Source organism: Roseibium sp. (assembly GCF_025698965.1).
Lineage (GTDB): Bacteria > Pseudomonadota > Alphaproteobacteria > Rhizobiales > Stappiaceae > Roseibium.
The window spans coordinates 1-17,837 of record NZ_JAILWL010000073.1 but is presented as its reverse complement, the minus strand read 5'-3'; the positions used below and the strand labels follow the sequence as shown (position 1 = coordinate 17,837).

16 protein-coding genes and 1 pseudogene are annotated in these 17,837 nt (G+C 54.3%); 15 read left to right on the top strand and 2 right to left on the bottom strand.

Annotated features, from left to right (window positions below; all coding sequences use genetic code 11):
* From K5905_RS08305 to K5905_RS08265, 9 genes and pseudogenes are all read left to right on the top strand, one after another.
* A pseudogene (locus K5905_RS08305) lies at positions 1-244 on the top strand (ABC transporter ATP-binding protein); the annotation flags it as partial.
* Positions 245-260: 16 nt separating this feature from the next.
* Positions 261-2,714: a nitrite reductase large subunit NirB gene (gene nirB / locus K5905_RS08300; protein WP_297582412.1), complete on the top strand. Its 2,454-nt coding sequence runs from the start codon at positions 261-263 to the stop codon at positions 2,712-2,714.
* Positions 2,711-3,052 (top strand): nitrite reductase small subunit NirD, encoded by a 342-nt coding sequence (nirD, locus tag K5905_RS08295; RefSeq protein ID WP_297582410.1) that lies wholly within the window; start codon positions 2,711-2,713, stop codon positions 3,050-3,052. Before nirB ends, nirD begins: the two co-directional genes overlap by 4 nt.
* Before the next feature lie 30 nt (positions 3,053-3,082).
* Positions 3,083-3,928 carry a formate/nitrite transporter family protein gene (locus K5905_RS08290; RefSeq protein WP_297582407.1) on the top strand — a complete coding sequence of 282 codons (846 nt, stop codon included), beginning with the start codon at positions 3,083-3,085 and terminating at the stop codon, positions 3,926-3,928.
* Positions 3,929-3,983: 55 nt separating this feature from the next.
* Complete coding sequence (locus tag K5905_RS08285) at positions 3,984-5,717, top strand: bifunctional protein-serine/threonine kinase/phosphatase (RefSeq protein WP_297582405.1); 1,734 nt, start codon at positions 3,984-3,986, stop codon at positions 5,715-5,717.
* 9 nt (positions 5,718-5,726) lie between these two features.
* Positions 5,727-6,176, top strand: a complete 450-nt coding sequence (gene cynS / locus K5905_RS08280; RefSeq protein ID WP_297582403.1) for a cyanase — start codon at positions 5,727-5,729, stop codon at positions 6,174-6,176.
* Positions 6,177-6,197: 21 nt separating this feature from the next.
* Positions 6,198-8,879 (top strand): nitrate reductase, encoded by a 2,682-nt coding sequence (locus tag K5905_RS08275; RefSeq protein ID WP_297582401.1) that lies wholly within the window; start codon positions 6,198-6,200, stop codon positions 8,877-8,879.
* Positions 8,857-10,335, top strand: coding sequence for a siroheme synthase CysG (gene cysG, locus K5905_RS08270; protein ID WP_297582414.1), 1,479 nt, complete (start codon positions 8,857-8,859; stop codon positions 10,333-10,335). Before K5905_RS08275 ends, cysG begins: the two co-directional genes overlap by 23 nt.
* Positions 10,336-10,384: 49 nt before the next feature.
* The gene (locus K5905_RS08265) at positions 10,385-10,654 is read left to right on the top strand and encodes a hypothetical protein (protein WP_297582398.1); all 270 of its coding nucleotides are present in this window, start codon (positions 10,385-10,387) and stop codon (positions 10,652-10,654) included.
* A 44-nt stretch (positions 10,655-10,698) separates the two neighbouring features.
* Here the strand turns inward: K5905_RS08265 and K5905_RS08260 are convergent, their stop codons facing one another.
* The gene (locus tag K5905_RS08260; RefSeq protein ID WP_297582395.1) at positions 10,699-11,352 is read right to left on the bottom strand and encodes a hypothetical protein; all 654 of its coding nucleotides are present in this window, start codon (positions 11,350-11,352) and stop codon (positions 10,699-10,701) included.
* Positions 11,353-11,378: 26 nt separating this feature from the next.
* Between K5905_RS08260 and cyoA the strand changes: the two genes are divergently transcribed.
* The 4 genes from cyoA to cyoD are packed head-to-tail and all read left to right on the top strand — an operon-like array spanning position 11,379 to position 15,269.
* The gene (gene cyoA, locus K5905_RS08255; RefSeq protein WP_297582393.1) at positions 11,379-12,308 is read left to right on the top strand and encodes a ubiquinol oxidase subunit II; all 930 of its coding nucleotides are present in this window, start codon (positions 11,379-11,381) and stop codon (positions 12,306-12,308) included.
* On the top strand, positions 12,308-14,347 hold the full coding sequence (locus K5905_RS08250) for a cbb3-type cytochrome c oxidase subunit I (RefSeq protein WP_297582391.1): 2,040 nt from the start codon (positions 12,308-12,310) through the stop codon (positions 14,345-14,347). The genes cyoA and K5905_RS08250 overlap by 1 nt, the downstream gene beginning before the upstream one ends.
* Entirely contained in the window at positions 14,347-14,952 is a 606-nt protein-coding gene (gene cyoC / locus K5905_RS08245; protein WP_297582389.1) for a cytochrome o ubiquinol oxidase subunit III, read from the top strand. The genes K5905_RS08250 and cyoC overlap by 1 nt, the downstream gene beginning before the upstream one ends.
* An 11-nt stretch (positions 14,953-14,963) precedes the next feature.
* Positions 14,964-15,269, top strand: coding sequence for a cytochrome o ubiquinol oxidase subunit IV (gene cyoD, locus K5905_RS08240; protein ID WP_297582386.1), 306 nt, complete (start codon positions 14,964-14,966; stop codon positions 15,267-15,269).
* Positions 15,270-15,312: 43 nt separating this feature from the next.
* On the opposite strand, the gene K5905_RS08235 is transcribed toward cyoD, so the two are convergent.
* The gene (locus K5905_RS08235) at positions 15,313-15,786 is read right to left on the bottom strand and encodes a hypothetical protein (RefSeq protein ID WP_297582383.1); all 474 of its coding nucleotides are present in this window, start codon (positions 15,784-15,786) and stop codon (positions 15,313-15,315) included.
* Positions 15,787-15,981: 195 nt separating this feature from the next.
* Here K5905_RS08235 and K5905_RS08230 point away from each other — a divergent pair, with 195 nt between their 5' ends.
* Positions 15,982-16,251: a hypothetical protein gene (locus K5905_RS08230; protein WP_297582380.1), complete on the top strand. Its 270-nt coding sequence runs from the start codon at positions 15,982-15,984 to the stop codon at positions 16,249-16,251.
* Positions 16,252-16,613: 362 nt separating this feature from the next.
* Entirely contained in the window at positions 16,614-17,651 is a 1,038-nt protein-coding gene (dctP, locus tag K5905_RS08225; RefSeq protein ID WP_297582378.1) for a TRAP transporter substrate-binding protein DctP, read from the top strand.
* Positions 17,652-17,837: the final 186 nt, after the last annotated feature.

The window sequence follows — 17,837 nt, the reverse complement described above, 5'->3', positions numbered from 1 at the left end:
GATGATGTCCAACGGGCCGAATGCGCGTATCGGCAACATCATGAAAGTGGATCTGCCGCGACCTCGTTCGCGCAAGGAGCTGCTGGCTCACCCGGATTACTACGCCTATCGCGAAGAGCTTCTGGATTTTCTGGAAGCCTATGAAGGCGGCGCAAACCCGAGCGAAGAGCAACTCAAATCCATCCAGGCAAAGCGGGCCACCCGTATGGCCCGGCAAAAAGCCGCCATCGAAGCAGCCGAATGAAGCCGTGAGGGATAATATGACAAAGAAGAAACTGGTTATCGTCGGAAACGGTATGGCGCCCGGCAGGATGCTGGAACACCTGTTCGACAAGGACAAAGACGCTTACGACGTCACAATCTTCAATGCCGAACCTCGGGTGAATTATAACCGGCTGATGCTGTCGCCGGTTCTGTCTGGCGAGAAGACCTATGAAGACATCATTACCCATGGTGACACCTGGTATGCCGAAAACGGTATCAGGCTTCACAAGTCATCTCGTATCAGCGAGATCGACCGGACCGGCAAAACGGTCACATCGGAAAACGGCGTCACCGCATCTTACGACAAGCTGGTGATTGCCACGGGCTCAAGCCCGTTCATCATTCCTCTGCCGGGTAAGGATCTCGAGGGTGTTCTGACCTACCGCGATCTGGATGACGTCGACAGGATGCTGGCAGCGGCGCGGGGCGGCGGTCGTGCGGTCGTGATTGGTGGCGGTCTCCTGGGTCTTGAAGCGGCCGCGGGACTTAAACAGCAGGGGATGGATGTCACGGTCCTGCATCTGATGCCGACCCTGATGGAGAGGCAACTCGATCCGGCAGCGGGTTTTCTTCTGGAAGAGGAATTCAAAAGCCGAGGCATTGATGTTCTTACCAGGGCCAACAGTCACGAAATCGTCGATGATGGTACGGGCAAGGTCAAAGCCATTCGGTTGGATGATGGCACCGAAATCGAGGCCAGTATTGTCGTCATGGCCGTTGGTATCCGACCATCTGCAGATCTTGCAAGATCTGCCGGTCTGGAAACCAATCGCGGTATTCTTGTTGGCGACGACATGCGAACCAGCGACAAGGACATCTTCGCGCTGGGCGAATGTGTCGAGCATCGCGGTCTTTGTTATGGCCTGGTCGCTCCACTTTATGAAATGGCAGAAGTCATTGCCGACAACCTGCTCGAAGGAGCATCGGAATATACCGGCTCGGTTACGGCGACGAAATTGAAGGTCACCGGCGTTGATCTCTATTCCGCAGGTGACTTTGCCGAAGGTGAGGACCGGGAGGAAATCGTTCTCAGGGACGCCGCGGCAGGTGTCTACAAACGCCTGGTTCTCAAGGATAATACGATCATCGGTGCGGTTCTCTATGGCGAAACCGCGGATGGTCCCTGGTTTTTCGATCTTCTCAAAAAGGAGACCGACGTCTCCGAAATGCGGGAGACACTGATCTTCGGTCAGGCGTATCAGGGGGGCGCCCCCCTGGACCCTACGGTGGCCGTTGCAGCCTTGCCGGATGATGCGGAAATCTGCGGCTGCAACGGCATTTGCAAGGGGAAGATCGTCACTGCGATCAAGGACAAGGGACTGTCTGACCTGGATGGTGTCCGGGCTCACACAAAGGCCTCGGCATCCTGCGGGACCTGTACGGGGCTGGTTGAACAGCTGATGCAGGTGACGCTCGGCGATGCCTACAATCCTGCAGCTGTTACTCCGATGTGCGGCTGCACGCATCTCGGGCACGACGATGTTCGCCGGCTTATCGTATCCAAGGAGTTGAAATCCATTCCGTCTGTCATGCAGGAGTTGGAATGGACTACGTCCGGTGGTTGTGCCAAATGCCGACCGGCGCTGAACTATTACCTCGTTTCCGACTGGCCGGATGAATATGCGGACGATTATCAGTCCCGCTTCATCAATGAACGCGTCCACGCCAACATTCAGAAGGACGGAACATATTCCGTGGTTCCGCGCATGTGGGGCGGGATGACAAGTTCTGACGAATTGCGCGCGATCGCTGACGTCGTCGACAAGTTCGACATTCCCGCGGTCAAATGCACAGGCGGCCAGCGCATTGACATGCTCGGGGTCAAAAAGGAGGACCTGCCAGCCGTCTGGGAGGATCTCGGCAAGGCCGGTTTTGTTTCCGGACAGGCTTACGCCAAAGGGCTTCGGACCGTGAAAACCTGCGTCGGGTCTGACTGGTGCAGATTCGGGACGCAGGACTCCACCGGGCTTGGGATCAAGCTAGAAAAATTCATGTGGGGATCCTGGACCCCAGCCAAGCTGAAACTGGCCGTTTCCGGGTGTCCCCGAAATTGTTCCGAAGCGACCTGCAAGGATATCGGAATCATCTGCGTCGAGAGTGGGTACGAGATCCACTATGCCGGTGCAGCCGGCCTGGAGATCCAGGGGACAGTGGTGCTTGGCTTGGTCAGTTCCGAAGAGGAAGTGATCGAGTATGTCTCGGCCCTGACACAGATGTATCGGGAGCAGGGGCGTTACCTGGAGCGGATCTACAAGTGGGCCAAGCGTATCGGCCACGACGAAATCCGTTCCCAGATCATGGATGATGCAGACAAGCGCAAGGCTTACTTCGAGCGCTTCGTCTTTTCCCAGAAATTTGCCCAGGTGGATCCCTGGTCGGAACGCGTTTCCGGCAAGGACAAACATGAATTCAACCCAATGGCCGTATTGCAAGCGGAGGCAGCCGAATGACCGCGGACATTCACAATTGGGTCCAGATAGGATCTCTTGAAGATATTCCCCAGGAAGGCGCTCGCTGCGTCAAAAACGGTGACATGACGATTGCCGTATTCCGCACGGCGTCGGACGATGTCTACGCACTTGAAGACAAATGCCCCCACAGAAACGGCCCTCTCAGCCAGGGAATAGTACACGACGGGTGCGTTACTTGCCCGCTTCACAACTGGGTCATTTCCCTGGAAACCGGCACCGCCCAAGGTGCCGATGAAGGCCAGACTTTGGCCTTTCCGGTCAGGTTGGAAGACGGCCGGGTTCTGATCGATCTGTCTTACTCCCACCAAGCTGTTTGATCGCGCATTGCTCACACGAAAGGATTTTGAATGTCGTATGTAGCTCCCCAGGAATTTGCCACCAAAATGATCGACGCGGGTGAATCCAAGATTTTCATGTCGACCAAGGATACGCTCATTCGTTCTTACATGGCCGGTGCCATTCTGGCGCTTGCTGCGGCCTTTGCAGTCACCATCGCTGTGAACACCGGCAATTTCCTGATTGCGTCGGTCCTGTTTCCGGTTGGCTTCTGCATGCTTTATCTGCTTGGTTTCGATCTTCTGACCGGCGTGTTCACACTGGCCCCTCTTGCAGTTATCGCCAGGCGACCGGGGTGTACCTGGGGAGGGGTGTTCCGCAACTGGGGACTGGTGTTTTGTGGCAACTTTGCAGGAGCACTGACGACAGCCGTTTTCATGGCGATCATCTTCACGATGGGGTTCAGTCAGGAGCCGAATGCCGTTGGCCAGAAGATCGGCCAGATCGGTGAAGCAAGGACACTTGGGTATGCAGCGGCCGGATGGGCCGGTCTTCTAACCGTTTTCATCCGTGCTGTGATGTGCAACTGGATGGTTTCAACCGGCGTTGTTGCTGCGATGATGTCCAACTCGGTCTCGGGCAAGATCATGGCGATGTGGATGCCGATTTTGGTGTTCTTCTATCTCGGCTTCGAGCACTCCATCGTCAACATGTTCCTGTTTCCCTCCGGTATTATGCTCGGCGGCGAATTTACCTGGTTCGACTACCTGGCCTACAACGAAATCCCGGTTGTCTTCGGCAATCTTGTCGGAGGGCTCACCTTCGTAGGCGGGATGATCTACGCCACTCACTACAAGACCTCCCCAAAGCGTAACGCCGGCTACGAAAAAGCACCGGTTTCAGTCCCGGCCGAATGACAGAACGCCCCGCCCTTTGCGGCGGGGCAATTTCGAAGGCAATTGACCAGTGCTGATGCAAGTTCCACAGAAATTCCTGAAAATCGAAACCGGCCAGTTTTCAACGGCGGGTAGAAAACCTGAAAACCAGGACTTCTACGGCATTCTGGAGCCAAGAGGACAGGCACTGGTTCATAAAGGCATCGCGGTCGCAATCGCCGATGGGATTTCCACAAGTCCTGTTGCACATATTGCAGCAGAAACAGCCGTAAAGTCCTTCTTGTCCGACTATTACTGCACGTCCGATACTTGGTCTGTGAAAACGGCAGCCAGCCGCGTGATCTCGGCAACCAATTCATGGCTGTATGGGCAGACCAAACAGGCAAGTTGCCGGGACAAAGGCTACGTCTGCACGTTTTCCGCACTGGTGCTGAAAGGCCGTCAGGCGCATCTGTTTCACCTTGGTGACAGCCGGATCTGGCGCCTCGCTGGACAGGGTCTTGAAAAACTCACGGAAGATCATCGTGTGCAGCTGTCGTCGGAAGACAGCTATCTCGCTCGAGGGCTTGGCCTCGTGCAAGCGGTTGAAATTGACTACCGCGCTTTTGAACTCAGATCCGGCGATGTCTTTGTTCTGACGACGGACGGTGTTCACGAGTTCATACGGCAAGGGGACATAGCTGCTGCAATTGTTCAATCGGCCAGTTTAGATGACGCAGCCGAGGCAATTGTCGAGCAGGCTCTTGAAGCCGGCAGCACCGACAACCTCACCATCCAGATTGTGCGTGTGGCCGACTTGCCGGACGCAAGTGCAACCGATCTGCTGGTAGAGGAGGGAACTCTGCCACCATCACCGTTGCCACGCGTTCCAGGCGAATTCGAGGGCTACAGATTGCTGCGTGTTTTGCACGCAAGCAACCGCAGTCACATTTTCCTGGGCGAGGATGAAACTTCCGGTGATCTGGTCGCGTTGAAGTTCCCGTCCATGGACATGCGAGATGATGAAAACTATTTGCGGCGCTTTGCGATGGAGGAGTGGATTGCCCGCAGGATTTCATCACCGCATGTTTTAAAGGCAACCGAAATCCCGAAGGAACGACAATCGCTTTTCCTCTCGAGTGAATTTGTCGAAGGCCAGACCCTTCGGCAATGGATGACAGACAATCCGCATCCTGACCTTGAAGCGGTTCGCGCACTTGCGGGGCAGATCGCAAAGGGGCTCCGTGCCTTTCATCGCAAGGAAATGGTTCATCAGGATCTTCGACCGGAGAACATTCTGATCGACAAGGCAGGTACGGTGAAAATCATCGATTTTGGCTCCGTCCGGATTGCCGGAGTTATGGAAGCCGCACCTGCACTTGATACGTCGGAGGTCCTTGGAACACATCAGTACACCGCGCCTGAATTGTTTCTCGGGTATTTGGGCACAGAGCGCAGTGATCTGTTTTCGCTTGGTGTGGTCGTCTACGAAATGCTGACGGGCCGGTTGCCTTATGGTGCGAGCGTTGCCCGGGCAACGAGTGAAAAAGCCCAGGCTGCACTACGTTATCGTAGTGCCTGTTCGGTAACCGAAAGGGTCCCCGACTGGGTTGATGGCGCGATTTACCGAGCAGTTCATCCTGTACCAGGCAAGCGGTATGACGCCTTGAGTGCGTTTCTTGAAGACCTACACCGGCCAAACCCGGAATTCCATTCAGCCCGCTCCGTACCGTTCGCCGAACGGGATCCCGTACGGTTCTGGCAATTCGTTTCAGCCATTCTCGCGCTGCTTTGCGCCCTGCTTTTCAGCCAGCTTTTTGGCAATCCATAGGAGTTATTGATGTCTGCTCTCACCCGTGAAGACGTAACCGGAATGATCCTATCTGCAAAACGCGAGACTGGGCTCACCTGGGAAGGTATCGCAGAGGCAATCGGCATGTCGCCTGTCTGGACGCATTCCGCTGCGATGGGCATGAATGCCATGCCCGAAGCGAAAGCAATAGCGATTACCGAAACACTGGGACTGCCGCAGGAGGCGGTGCTTGTCCTTCAGGAGAGCCCGACCAAGATTTGGGAACAGACCGTTCCGACAGATCCATGCATCTACCGCCTTTACGAAATTGTTGGCGTATACGGGCCGACCATCAAGGCACTTATCCATGAAAAATTCGGCGATGGCATCATGTCCGCAATCGACTTTGACATGTCGGTAACTCGGATTGAGAACCCGAAGGGGGACCGGGTGAAGATCGAAATGTCAGGTAAATATCTCGGCTACAACGCCTGGTAATTTCGCCTCGGGAAGAGTGTCATGGCAAACAAAGAAAACACCATCCGGACCACATGTCCCTATTGCGGCGTGGGCTGCGGCGTGCTTGCGACCCGCCGTCGCGATGGGGAAGTCACTGTTGCAGGCGATCCGAAACATCCTGCCAATTTCGGTCGTCTTTGTTCTAAAGGCACGGCGCTCGGTGAAACTGTGTCGCTGAACGACAGATTGCTTTATCCGGAAGTTTCCGGCGAGCGCAGCGACTGGGAGACGGCTTTGTCACTGGTCGCGCAGACCTTTTGCAGTTCGATCAAGGAATACGGCCCGGACAGCGTTGCTTTTTATGTTTCCGGGCAGATTCTGACCGAAGACTATTATGTCGCCAACAAGCTGATGAAGGGCTTTGTCGGATCCGCGAATATCGACACCAACTCTCGGCTGTGCATGGCATCTTCGGTTGCAGGACACCGGAGGGCTTTTGGCGCCGATACCGTTCCCGGTACATATAAAGATCTTGAATTGGCGGATCTGGTCGTCCTTGTCGGGTCTAATCTCGCGTGGTGCCATCCGGTGCTGTTTCAGCGTCTGGAGGCGGCAAAAGCAAACAACCCGGCAATGCGTATTGTGGTGATTGATCCACGCCGGACCGCGACTTGTGCAATCGCCGACCTGCATTTGGCACTGAAACCCGATACGGACGTTGCCTTGTTCAATGGCCTGCTAGCGTTTTTGAAAGAGGAAAACGCAACTGATCTCAGTTATATCAATCACTTCACCGAAAACTTTGAAAAAGTGGTTCAAGTGGCTGGGCCATGTGAAATCGGACTGATTTCCGAAATGACCGGCCTGACACGCCGGGACATCGCGCAATTTTACAAGATGGTTGCGGACACGGAAAAAACCGTGACCGTTTACAGCCAGGGCGTCAATCAATCAGTCGTTGGGACGGACAAGGTCAACGCCATTATCAACACACATCTGGCAACCGGCAGAATAGGCAAACCGGGAATGGGACCGTTTTCCGTCACTGGCCAGCCGAATGCGATGGGAGGTCGAGAAGTTGGCGGTCTTGCAAACATGCTCGCCGGTCACATGGCTCTGGAAAATTCCCATCATCGTGAAATTGTAAAGGAGTTCTGGCGAAGCCCGGTCATCGCTGAGAAACCCGGCCTGAAGGCGGTGGAACTCTTTCAGGCGGTCAGATCGGGCAAGATCAAGGCAATCTGGATTATGGCGACCAGTCCGGTCGACAGTCTGCCAGATGCCGATGGGGTCGCGGAAGCCTTGAAGGCCTGCCCATTCGTCGTTGTCTCCGAGGTCACAAGGTCTGCCGACACGGTTCCCTTTGCGAATGTGCTGCTGCCTTCCGCTGCCTGGGGAGAGAAGGATGGTACCGTCACCAATTCCGAAAGACGTATTTCCAGGCAAAAACGGTTCCTGGACCTTCCCGATGAAGCCCGGCCGGATTGGTGGCAGATCGCTGAAGTCGCAAAGCGTATGGGGTTTAGGGAAGAGTTTTCCTACGCAAATCCCGCTGCGATCTTTCGGGAGCATGCAGCTCTTTCAAGTTTCAAGAATGGTGGGTCAAGGGATTTCGACATTGGTGCCTGCAAGGATCTGTCTGATACGGCTTACGACGGTCTTGAGCCGTTCCAATGGCCTTGGGCCGCAGAAATGCCTGCAAGGGAGCACCGCTTTTTTGCGCAAGGCGGGTTTTATACCGAGGGTCGGAAAGGCCAGTTTGTTCCGGTGTTCCACAAGGCTCCGCGCAAGAGGGGAAGGACCTATCCTTTCATCCTGAACACCGGACGTATCCGCGACCAGTGGCACACCATGACCCGCAGCGGCAAAACAGCCCGTCTTTTGTCGCATATCGCTGAGCCGTTCGTGGAAATTCACCCTGAAGACGCGAGAAGAAGCGGAATATCTGCGGCTGATCTGGTTGAGGTGAAGAGTTCTTATGGATCTGTTGTTGTTCGGGCTCTTGTTACGGGGCGTGTGCGAAAAGGAGAGGTTTTTGTGCCGATGCACTGGACCGATCAGTTCGCCTCCTGCGCCCGGATCGATGCGGTTGTCGCGCCGGAAACAGATCCAGTTTCGGGTCAGCCTGGCTTAAAGTTCACGCCTGTTTCCGTGTCCAGATTGAATATGGACTGGTTTGGCTTTGCGGTCTTGAGGAACAAGCCGGTCGAAATTCCTGCCGACTATTGGGCATTGGCGCCCGTTGACGGCGGTTTTCGGCTTGAATTTGCCGGGCAAAGCGAAACTGACCTCAGCTTACTTGCCGAGAGTTTAATGGAGACCGGAGAAGATTTTATTGGCCTTGAAGACAGTACCACCGCGTCGAGCCGGCTGGCATATTGGGAGGGGGAAAAACTGCGGGCTGCTTTCTTTTTTTCCAAAGGGCCGGTCGAGGTTTCCAGGCAATGGGCCTGCAGTCTGTTGACGTCGGAACCGATTTCAAAGCAGCAACGATTTCAGGTATTGGCCGGGCGCCCGCCAGCGGATCGACCGGATCCAGGAGCAATCGTCTGTTCCTGCTTTCAGATCGGATGCAACCAGATTGCCGAGGCTGCGAAGCAAGGGGCAGGGAACGTCAAGGCCATTGGCCGAAAACTCAAGGCCGGAACCAATTGCGGATCATGCCTGTCGGAAGTGCAGACACTGCTGGATACTTTTGCCAAGAAAGATCTCGATGATGATGAACTTGCGCAAGCCGGTTGAAGTGAACCGGGTGCGCCGCCCGGTCCGTGTCGGTGCATTAGCGAGCCTGCCATTGTTCTTCCCTCTGGAAGGACGACGGGTGTTGCTTGCAGGTGGCACGGATGCTGCCGCCTGGAAGGCCGAGCTCCTTGCAGCCGCAGGTGCGGAAGTTCATGTCTACGCTGAACGGCTCGACGCCGCATTTAATGATTTATTTGCCGAAGGAAGCGTCAAGGGACAGTTTGTGTATCACGCTCGTCCATGGGGCAGCGACAGCTTCCAAGAAGCTTGTCTGGCAATTGCCGATGCCGGAAGCGAGGGCGAAGCCATGGCATTTGCCTGCGAGGCAAACGCGGCAGGTGTTCCGGTGAACGTGATCGACAAACCTGACTATTGCGAGTTTCAGTTTGGTTCGATCGTCAATCGATCGCCTGTGGTTATCGGGATCTCAACGGGTGGTGTGGCGCCTATCCTTGGACAGACCATCCGAAGGAAGATTGAGACACTGCTTCCGGAAAGCTTGAAAAGCTGGGCGGAACTGGCCGGAAAACTTCGCGGTAAAGTGCTTGAATTGCTCAAACCCGGTCTGGAGCGCAGACGTTTTTGGGAGCGTTTTTCCGACGCTGCCTTTTCCGGGGAGATGGCGCCGGTGGGGGAAGGCGAGAGTGATGACTATACTCTTGCAGCCAATGACGGTGAAACGGGGCAAGGCCAGGTAACCCTTGTTGGGGCAGGGCCCGGTGATGCGGAGTATCTGACACTTAAGGCCATCAGGGCTCTGCAAACGGCAGATGTCATTCTATTTGACGACCTTGTCGATGACGCTGTTCTGGAACTTGCCCGCCGGGAAGCAAAGCGGCTTCTTGTCGGTAAACGGGGTGGCCGTGAAAGTTGCCGGCAGGACGACATCAACCAGATGATGATTTGCCTCGCGCATCAAGGCAAACATGTCGTGCGCCTCAAGTCAGGCGATCCGATGATTTTCGGCCGAGGTGGTGAAGAACTGGCCCGGCTTGCAGAGGAAGGCATATCAGCAACGGTCGTTCCGGGTATTACCGCTGCTTCCGCAATGGCGGCAAGGCTTGGCGTTTCCCTGACCCATCGTGACCATGCGCAATCCGTGCGGTTTGTCACCGGTCATTCTCGGCACGGCGATTTACCGGAAACCGTCGACTGGACTGGGTTGGCCGATCCTGCAACAACAACGGTATTCTATATGGGAGCCCGCATGGCGGGTCGTATCAGCGCACGGCTGATCAATGAAGGGATGCCTTGGAACACGCCCGCTGTTGCTGTTGCCGGTGTTGCAACAACGGAAGAAGCTCGTTGGTCCGGCGCTCTCTCAGATCTTGGTGCTGGAGTGGCCGGACTTGGTCTGGAGCGTCCGATCGTGATCGCAATTGGAAAGGTATACGGAAATCTTGAAGATGTTCGCTCTGCAGGCCAGGTTACTTGTCGCATGGTCAAGGCCGGATAGCGCACATCAGGGGTCTTTAGGTCCGAAGGAAGGGCTCTAGGTCGTCAATATGCAACTTCTCTATGTCTGGTTTGGCGATATTCTCAAAGAGATGGACACGCAGGGCATGGCAGGCGACGCTGTTATGATCTCATTGTGCGACATTGGACGCTTCAGCATAGACGCTCCGCTATCTGCCTTGATCCTATTTGACGATGAGAGGAAGGTCGGCGGGATTGCTTTCATTAATTCGGTCACCATGCCCAAGATGGCTGTCAAGGAAAGGCTTCGTGTGAACCTGCCGGTCCTGGAGAGTGTCAAATCTCGCGGAGTTTCATGACGACTTCGCGATACTCACGAGAAGTATCTCGAAATTCCAGCGACTTATGGGGTTTCTTGTGAAGGGATCGAAAACGTCAGACCGGAGAGCCAGGCTGCAGTAGAAACTTTCGTGATCAAACGCAGGTAAGCGCAAAAAACAGGTTGGGATCCAGACGTTGGGTAAGTTTGTTTTTCATCCCGTCTTTCTTCTGAAATTGCAGGACGAATGTATCTGAGTGATGACAAAAAATTTTCACTGTTATTGTTGACGGTGTGGCAAATGGGCAGTGACGCGGAACCTTTGCATTTGCGACGGGAATGATTGCAGGCAATTTTTGACATCACGCGTGGTGACGATTGGTTGGAGTCGGTCATAGGTGTGCGGGAAGGCACATCGCGCTTTGCCAATGATACGCTCACGCATGGTCCCCCTGATCGGGATTGCTGCGCGGTTTTGAGGCTGGAGGCCTTAAAGTTCCGTACAAACCTACACTTAACCGGCATTTTCCTCCTCTGGAATGTCGGTTGATTTTCGTCTGAAAATACAATCAAGAGTGGTTTGTTTTCCAAAATTCCCGACTGGTTGCTCTTTTCATGCTCTGAGGGCTCGGCTAGGCTCTGGGTGAGTCTTTTGAAATTTGGGACGCGCCTCACGTCGAAATCGCGTCTGATCTGGCCAGTGTTAATCGTCTCACCGCGTTTTTTGTCATGAGACAAGCCTTTTTCCTCTTGAAGGGGGAGCAATGATCGAACCGACAAACAGGCGATATTGCCGTCGCAATTTCAGAGCCGTTCCACTTTTGGCGATCATCGGGTCCTGTCTGCTATTGCAGGGATGCGGTCTCTCCGATGCGCCTGTCCTGTTTCCCAAAGGGCCGATCGCCCTTGCAGAACGAAACCTTCTCTTCACTGCCTTCGCGTTGATGATGATCGTCGCTATCCCTGCAATCGGGTTGACGCTGTTTTTTGTCTGGCGCTATCGAAGGGGCAATGACGCGCCTGCCTATACTCCGGACTGGGAAGGTTCCTGGAAGGTTGAGACTGTTGTCTGGCTGGTTCCGGCGGCAATTATCGTGGTTCTGGGTACGCTGGTTTGGAACACGACCCACAAGCTTGACCCTTATGTGGAACTGACCGGGGACAAACCAGCTTTTAGAGTTCAGGCAATCGCGCTCGATTGGAAATGGTTGTTCCTTTATCCGGAACTCGGTGTTGCGAGTGTCAACGAGCTGGCGTTTCCGGCAGACCGTCCCCTGAACGTTGAAATCACTTCCGACACGGTTATGAATTCACTGATGATCCCTGCGCTCGGCGGGCAGATATATGCGATGGCAGGGATGCGGTCAGAGCTCAATCTGCTGGCGAACGAACCAGGTGTCTTTACCGGACGCAACACCATGTATTCCGGCGACGGTTTTGCAGATCAGCATTTCAAGGCGCACGCCATGAACGAGGCTGATTTCAATTCCTGGAAGGCGAAGGTAACCGGTGATGCCAATGTGCTTGATGCCAAAACCTATCTGGAGCTGCACAAGCAAAGCGTCGCCAATCCGGTGACGTATTATTCGGCGTTTGAAAAAGATCTGTTCGATATCATCCTGCGCAAATATGCGCCGATTGTCGGCCCCTATGAGAGCGAGGCGGCCGAACTCATCTGCCGGGGGGCTGCATAATGCTGGGACGACTGACATTCGACGCCATTCCGCTCTACTCCTGGGTTGCCATGGGAGGGGCGGCGGTCACGGTCGGCGGTGGTCTCGCGGTCTTTCTTCTGATCACTTACCTGCGCGCCTGGAAGGTGCTCTGGACGGATTGGCTGACAAGTGTCGACCACAAAAAGATCGGCATCATGTATGTAGTGCTGGCGCTAGTGATGCTCGCACGCGGCTTCGTAGATGCGCTGATGATGCGGGCGCAACAGGCCATTGCCCTTAACAACGATGGCTATTTGCCGGCCGAGCATTTTGAGCAGATCTTTTCCAGCCACGGCACGATCATGATCTTTTTCGTGGCAATGCCGTTTTTGACAGGTCTCATCAACATCATCGTGCCGCAGCAGATTGGTGCACGGGATGTCGCTTTTCCCTTCCTCAATTCGGTCAGCCTGTTTCTGACGGCCGCCGGGGCGGGGCTGGTGCTCATCTCGCTGGTGATCGGCAAATTCTCAACAGCCGGCTGGACCGGATATCCGCCATATTCGGGAATTGATTACAATCCGGGCGTCGGAGTGGACTATTGGCTCTGGGCGCTGATTGTCAGCGGCGTCGGCAGTACGATGACCGGCATCAACTTCATTGTCACGATCGTCAAGAACCGGTGTCCGGGAATGACCTATATGCGCATGCCGTTGTTTACCTGGACAGCGTTGTGCATTTCTGTCCTGATCGCGTTCGCGTTTCCCGCACTCACCGTGGTTGCCGCCCAGCTTGTTCTTGACCGGACGCTTGGCTTCCATTTCTTCACCAATGGCGATGGTGGCAACATGATGATGTTTGCCAACCTCTTATGGATCTGGGGGCATCCGGAGGTCTATATCCTGATCCTGCCTGCCTTTGGCATCTTTTCCGAAGTGGTCGCAACCTTCTCGCGAAAACGTCTCTTCGGCTACAAATCTCTTGTATACGCAACGGCTTGTATCGCGATCCTGTCTTTCACGGTCTGGCTGCATCATTTCTTCACGATGGGTTCATCGGCCAACGTCAACGCCGTTTTCGGGATTGCCACGATGATCATTGCGGTGCCGACGGGGGTGAAGATCTTCGACTGGATGTTCACCATGTACCGGGGGCGGATCGAATTTCACCCATCCATGGTATTCACCATCGGCTTTATGGTAACTTTCGTAATAGGCGGTGTCACCGGCGTCCTGTTGGCCCTGCCTCCGGCCGATTACCTGATGCACAACTCGACATTTCTGGTCGCGCATTTTCACAATATGCTGATCCCCGGCGCTTTGTTCGGCTATTTCGCGGGATTGAACTACTGGTTTCCGAAGGCCTTCGGTTTCAAGCTTGACGCCAAGTGGGGCATTCGCTCCTTCTGGTTCTGGATCGTTGGCTTCTATCTCGCATTCATGCCGCTCTATGTCCTCGGGTTCATGGGTATGAGCCGGCGCATGGAACACTATGCGGACCCGACATGGCAGCCTTATCTGATTGTGGCGGCGCTAGGCGCGGTTTGCATTTTGTGCGGCATCATCTGCATCGCGGTTCAACTTTATGTTTCAGCCAGGAACTGGGGGTCGGCGCGTGACACGACCGGCGATCCCTGGAACGGACGTACCCTGGAATGGGCAACGTCCTCACCGCCGGCGCCCTATAATTTCGCGATTTTGCCCGAAGTACGCGATCTTGATGCCTTTCATGACATGAAGATCAAAGGCACCGCATATCAGGCACCAACATCTTACGAAGATATTGTCATGCCAAAAAGTTCCGGACTTGGTCCGGTTCTCGGCGCGCTGGGGTTCGCTCTCGGCTTCGCCATGGTCTGGTACATCTGGTGGCTGGCCGCACTCTGCCTTGTTCTTGCTCTGGTGTGCATCGGAATACGTGCCTGTGACGATGATACGGAATACGTGATACCGGCATCCGAGGTTGCAGCGATTGAAAATGTCCGATTGGCACAAATCACACCAGCCGACATGCACGACATGCGCGATTTTCTGCCGCGTGGTGCCGCGTCCGGTGCAGCTCTGCCGGGGAGGGCATGATGACCGATATGTCCACGACAGCTGACGTCCTCGAGCACGAAGAGGCAAAATCCCTGGAAGCAAGGGAGTTCGGCTTTTGGGTGTACCTCATGACGGACGCGGTGATTTTCGCGTTGCTGTTCGCGTCCTACGTTGTCCTTTCAAACAATTCTGCAGCGGGGCCAACCTCGAAGGATCTTTTCGATCTCGGCCATACGGCAGGTGAAACAGCCCTTCTGTTACTGTCCAGCCTCACATTCGGATTTGCCACCATTGCGATGTCCGCGGGCCAGGCTGGCCGTGTGGTCCAGTGGTTGATCGTATCAATGGTGTTGGGGCTTGGTTTCCTTGCAATGGAACTGATCGAGTTTCACGGCATGATCGCGGCTGGAGCAGGGCCTGGAACAAGCGGGTTCCTGTCGGCCTTCTTTACGCTTGTCGGCACTCATGGTCTGCACGTCACTTTCGGGGCGATAGGCATTTGTGTGATGATCGGTCAGGTTCTGGTGAAAGGTCTCACCCTTCCTGTGCGTTCGCGACTTATTCGATTGGGTCTCTTCTGGCACTTTCTGGATATCGTCTGGATCGGGATCTTCTCGGTCGTTTACCTGCCGGGTGTGATGTAAGAGGGCAAAAAATGAACCATTCCAGCGAACGTGCAGCTTCGACCTATCTCACCGGCTTTGTCCTTGCGGTCATTTTGACGGCTATCCCATTTGCCTTGGTCTGGGGGGGGCTTTTGACCGGGCCGGCGGTCTATGCGGTGATCGCGGTTGCCGCTGTCATTCAGGTTCTGGTGCACCTGATTTTCTTCCTGCATCTGGACCTCAAGTCGACACCGGGAGAAAATCTGTTTTTTCTTGGCTTTGCTGCAGTTCTGATCTTCATCATGGTAGGGGGAAGCCTCTGGATCATGATCGATCTGCACCATCGCATGATGTAAGTTCCAGCAGCACCGGTCCTGAGTTCAGTGGATTGGGTTCGCGCTATATGCGCGAAAACCCGGCGACTGACCGCATGAAAACGGGATTTGCTCCTGCGAGTTCCTGTCTCAGGACGTTGCTGGGGTTCCCGAAAACGATCATGCCTTCTGGCTTGATCATTGTCATGATGCGGTCCGCGTACTCGGCGTTGAACGTAGACAGATGTTCGAGCGCCGCCTCGGAGTTCCCATAGTGTTCGTGAACTTCTCCGCGCATGTGGTCTTCACTTATGTACCAGTGATAGGAGAGGGTGTTCGGTTCGTTCGCTTTGCTTGACTTGGAAATTTCGTTCACGAGTTTCTTTAGATTTGCGGCCTCGCCTTCCTTGATTGTGACACTGAATATCCACGAAACTTCTTCTGAAGATGAAGAACCGCCTGAGATTTCCTCAGCGGCGGTGCCGCTTATCTGAAGTGGTGCATCGCAGTTCCGGAACGTGTCGGATTGACTGAAAATGTGGTTTTTGAACAAATTCATTGAGTGATCTCCTCGAAATGTACGTGCTTTCACGTCCGTTGATTGGCAACAATCTTCAAATCAATGGTGCACATGTGCCCGATAATAACATGCAGAGCTGAGATTTCACTGATAGGTTGTAGCCAGGAGCGGTGGAGGCAGAAACTCAATTGTTGAACGGTGACTGAAACGCCGAATTCTATTGGAGAATACCTGATGACAAGACTGACTGGATCGATTTCAAAAATGCTTCTGGTATCCGCTTTTGTTGTCGCGGTCCCGGCAATGGCGGCAGCCGATTGTGCAGCAGATATCAGCAAGGTTGAATATGCGATCGACCATACCGAGCGCAGTGGTATCGACACGATTACCGCGGAAAAGATGCGTGCGCTCCTTGAAGACGCAAATCAGGAACGCAAAGCTGGTAACGAGGCCAAGTGTCAAGAGCTGATCAATCAGGCCAAGTACATCGGCAACGTGGAATAGCTCGCTGAGCTGTCCTTGGATGGTTGCACTCCAGGACCCCGATTTGTCGGGATAGAAGGTTGTGTGTTTCATGTAATAGATGCTTGGCCAATGAATACTGATTTTCTCGCGCTGGCTGGGCGCGCTACGACGCCTCAAGCTAAACGCCGTCCTTTGTTTTCTTTCCAATTGCCTTCTTTCTCGGGTCCTTTCCAGAATTGAGATGACCTGATTGATGGCGTTTGTCTGATGATTGAAACAATCGATCAAAACGTAAGTTGGTGAAAAAAATCGTTTAAAAGAATATTTCTTGCAAATATCGATAAAAATATGCGTATTTGCTAGCGGATCTTGCTTTTGCAGAACCGATATGGAGGACAGCAATGCGTAAGTTGAAAACAATAGCAGCAGCGATGGGGGTCGTTCTTGCCTCTTCCGGCCTTGCTCAGGCCGCCAATGTCGAAGGACCAAGCGTCTTTTGGAAATTATCCATGTGGGGAAATCCGCGGGCTCTGTCTGCGGGCATGGAAGAACTTTCGAAACTCGTTGCAGAAGAGACAGATGGAAAATTTCAGATCAAGATTTTCTATGGCGGACAGCTGTCGCCTGCGCGAGAGAACCTGGATGCGTTGACGTTCAACGGATTTGAAGGGGCTGCGATCTGCAATTTCTATCATCCAGGCAAAAACCCGGCATGGATGGTGTTTTCGCTGCCGTTCCTGCCGCTCGGTGACCCCAAGGTGGATCGCTATGTCCGCAGCAAAATGTTTGAACACCCGGCAATCGTAAAGGACATGGAACGCTGGAACGCCATGCCGTTTGTCTCGGGGCTCTTGCCGCAATATGAAATTCTCGGCAAGGGAACACCTCCGCAAAATCTTGAGGACTGGAAGGGCAAGCGTGTGCGTGCAGGTGGTGGTCTCGGGTCAGCAATGGAGAAGTTGGGCGCCGTTAAACAGACCTTGCCCGCCGGTGAGACAGCCATCGCTTTCCAACGCGGAGCTCTCGATGCTGCCGCATTCCCGTTCACCTACGCTCATGTGGCCTTCAAAATTAATGAGGAAGCCGAGTGGTACACGACCAACATGTCTCCCGGCACGTCTGAGTGTGGTTGGGTGCTCAACAAGACGGCTTTTGAAAAACTGCCACCACAATATCAGGAACTCCTGATGGACAATCGGGATCTTGTCATGGAAGTCGAGCAGGCGGCATACGCCGAACAGGACAAGAAAAACCTTCCCGCGTTCGAGGAAAGCCTGATCGGTGTCACCTATACAGACGAGCAGCTGGCCGAGTTCCGTGAAGTTGCCGGCAAGCCGGTCTGGGATGCCTGGATTGAGGCCAACAAGGACAAGTTCGATTCTCAGGGCGTTTTTGACGCCATCTGGACATACGCAGAAGAAGCCAAGTCCGCTCAATAAAAAAATACCCGATAAGGCCGGCGCCCTTTGCGGTGCCGGCTTGGGCGGGGGGATTCCGAATATGCAGAAAACAACTACAGGCGCAGCCACGCTTTCGTGGGCTGACAGGTCGCTTGCGCATTTTGAGAATTTTGCAAACCTTCTCGCGGCATGCGCCATTTTTCTTCTAATGGTTCTGGGTGTTGT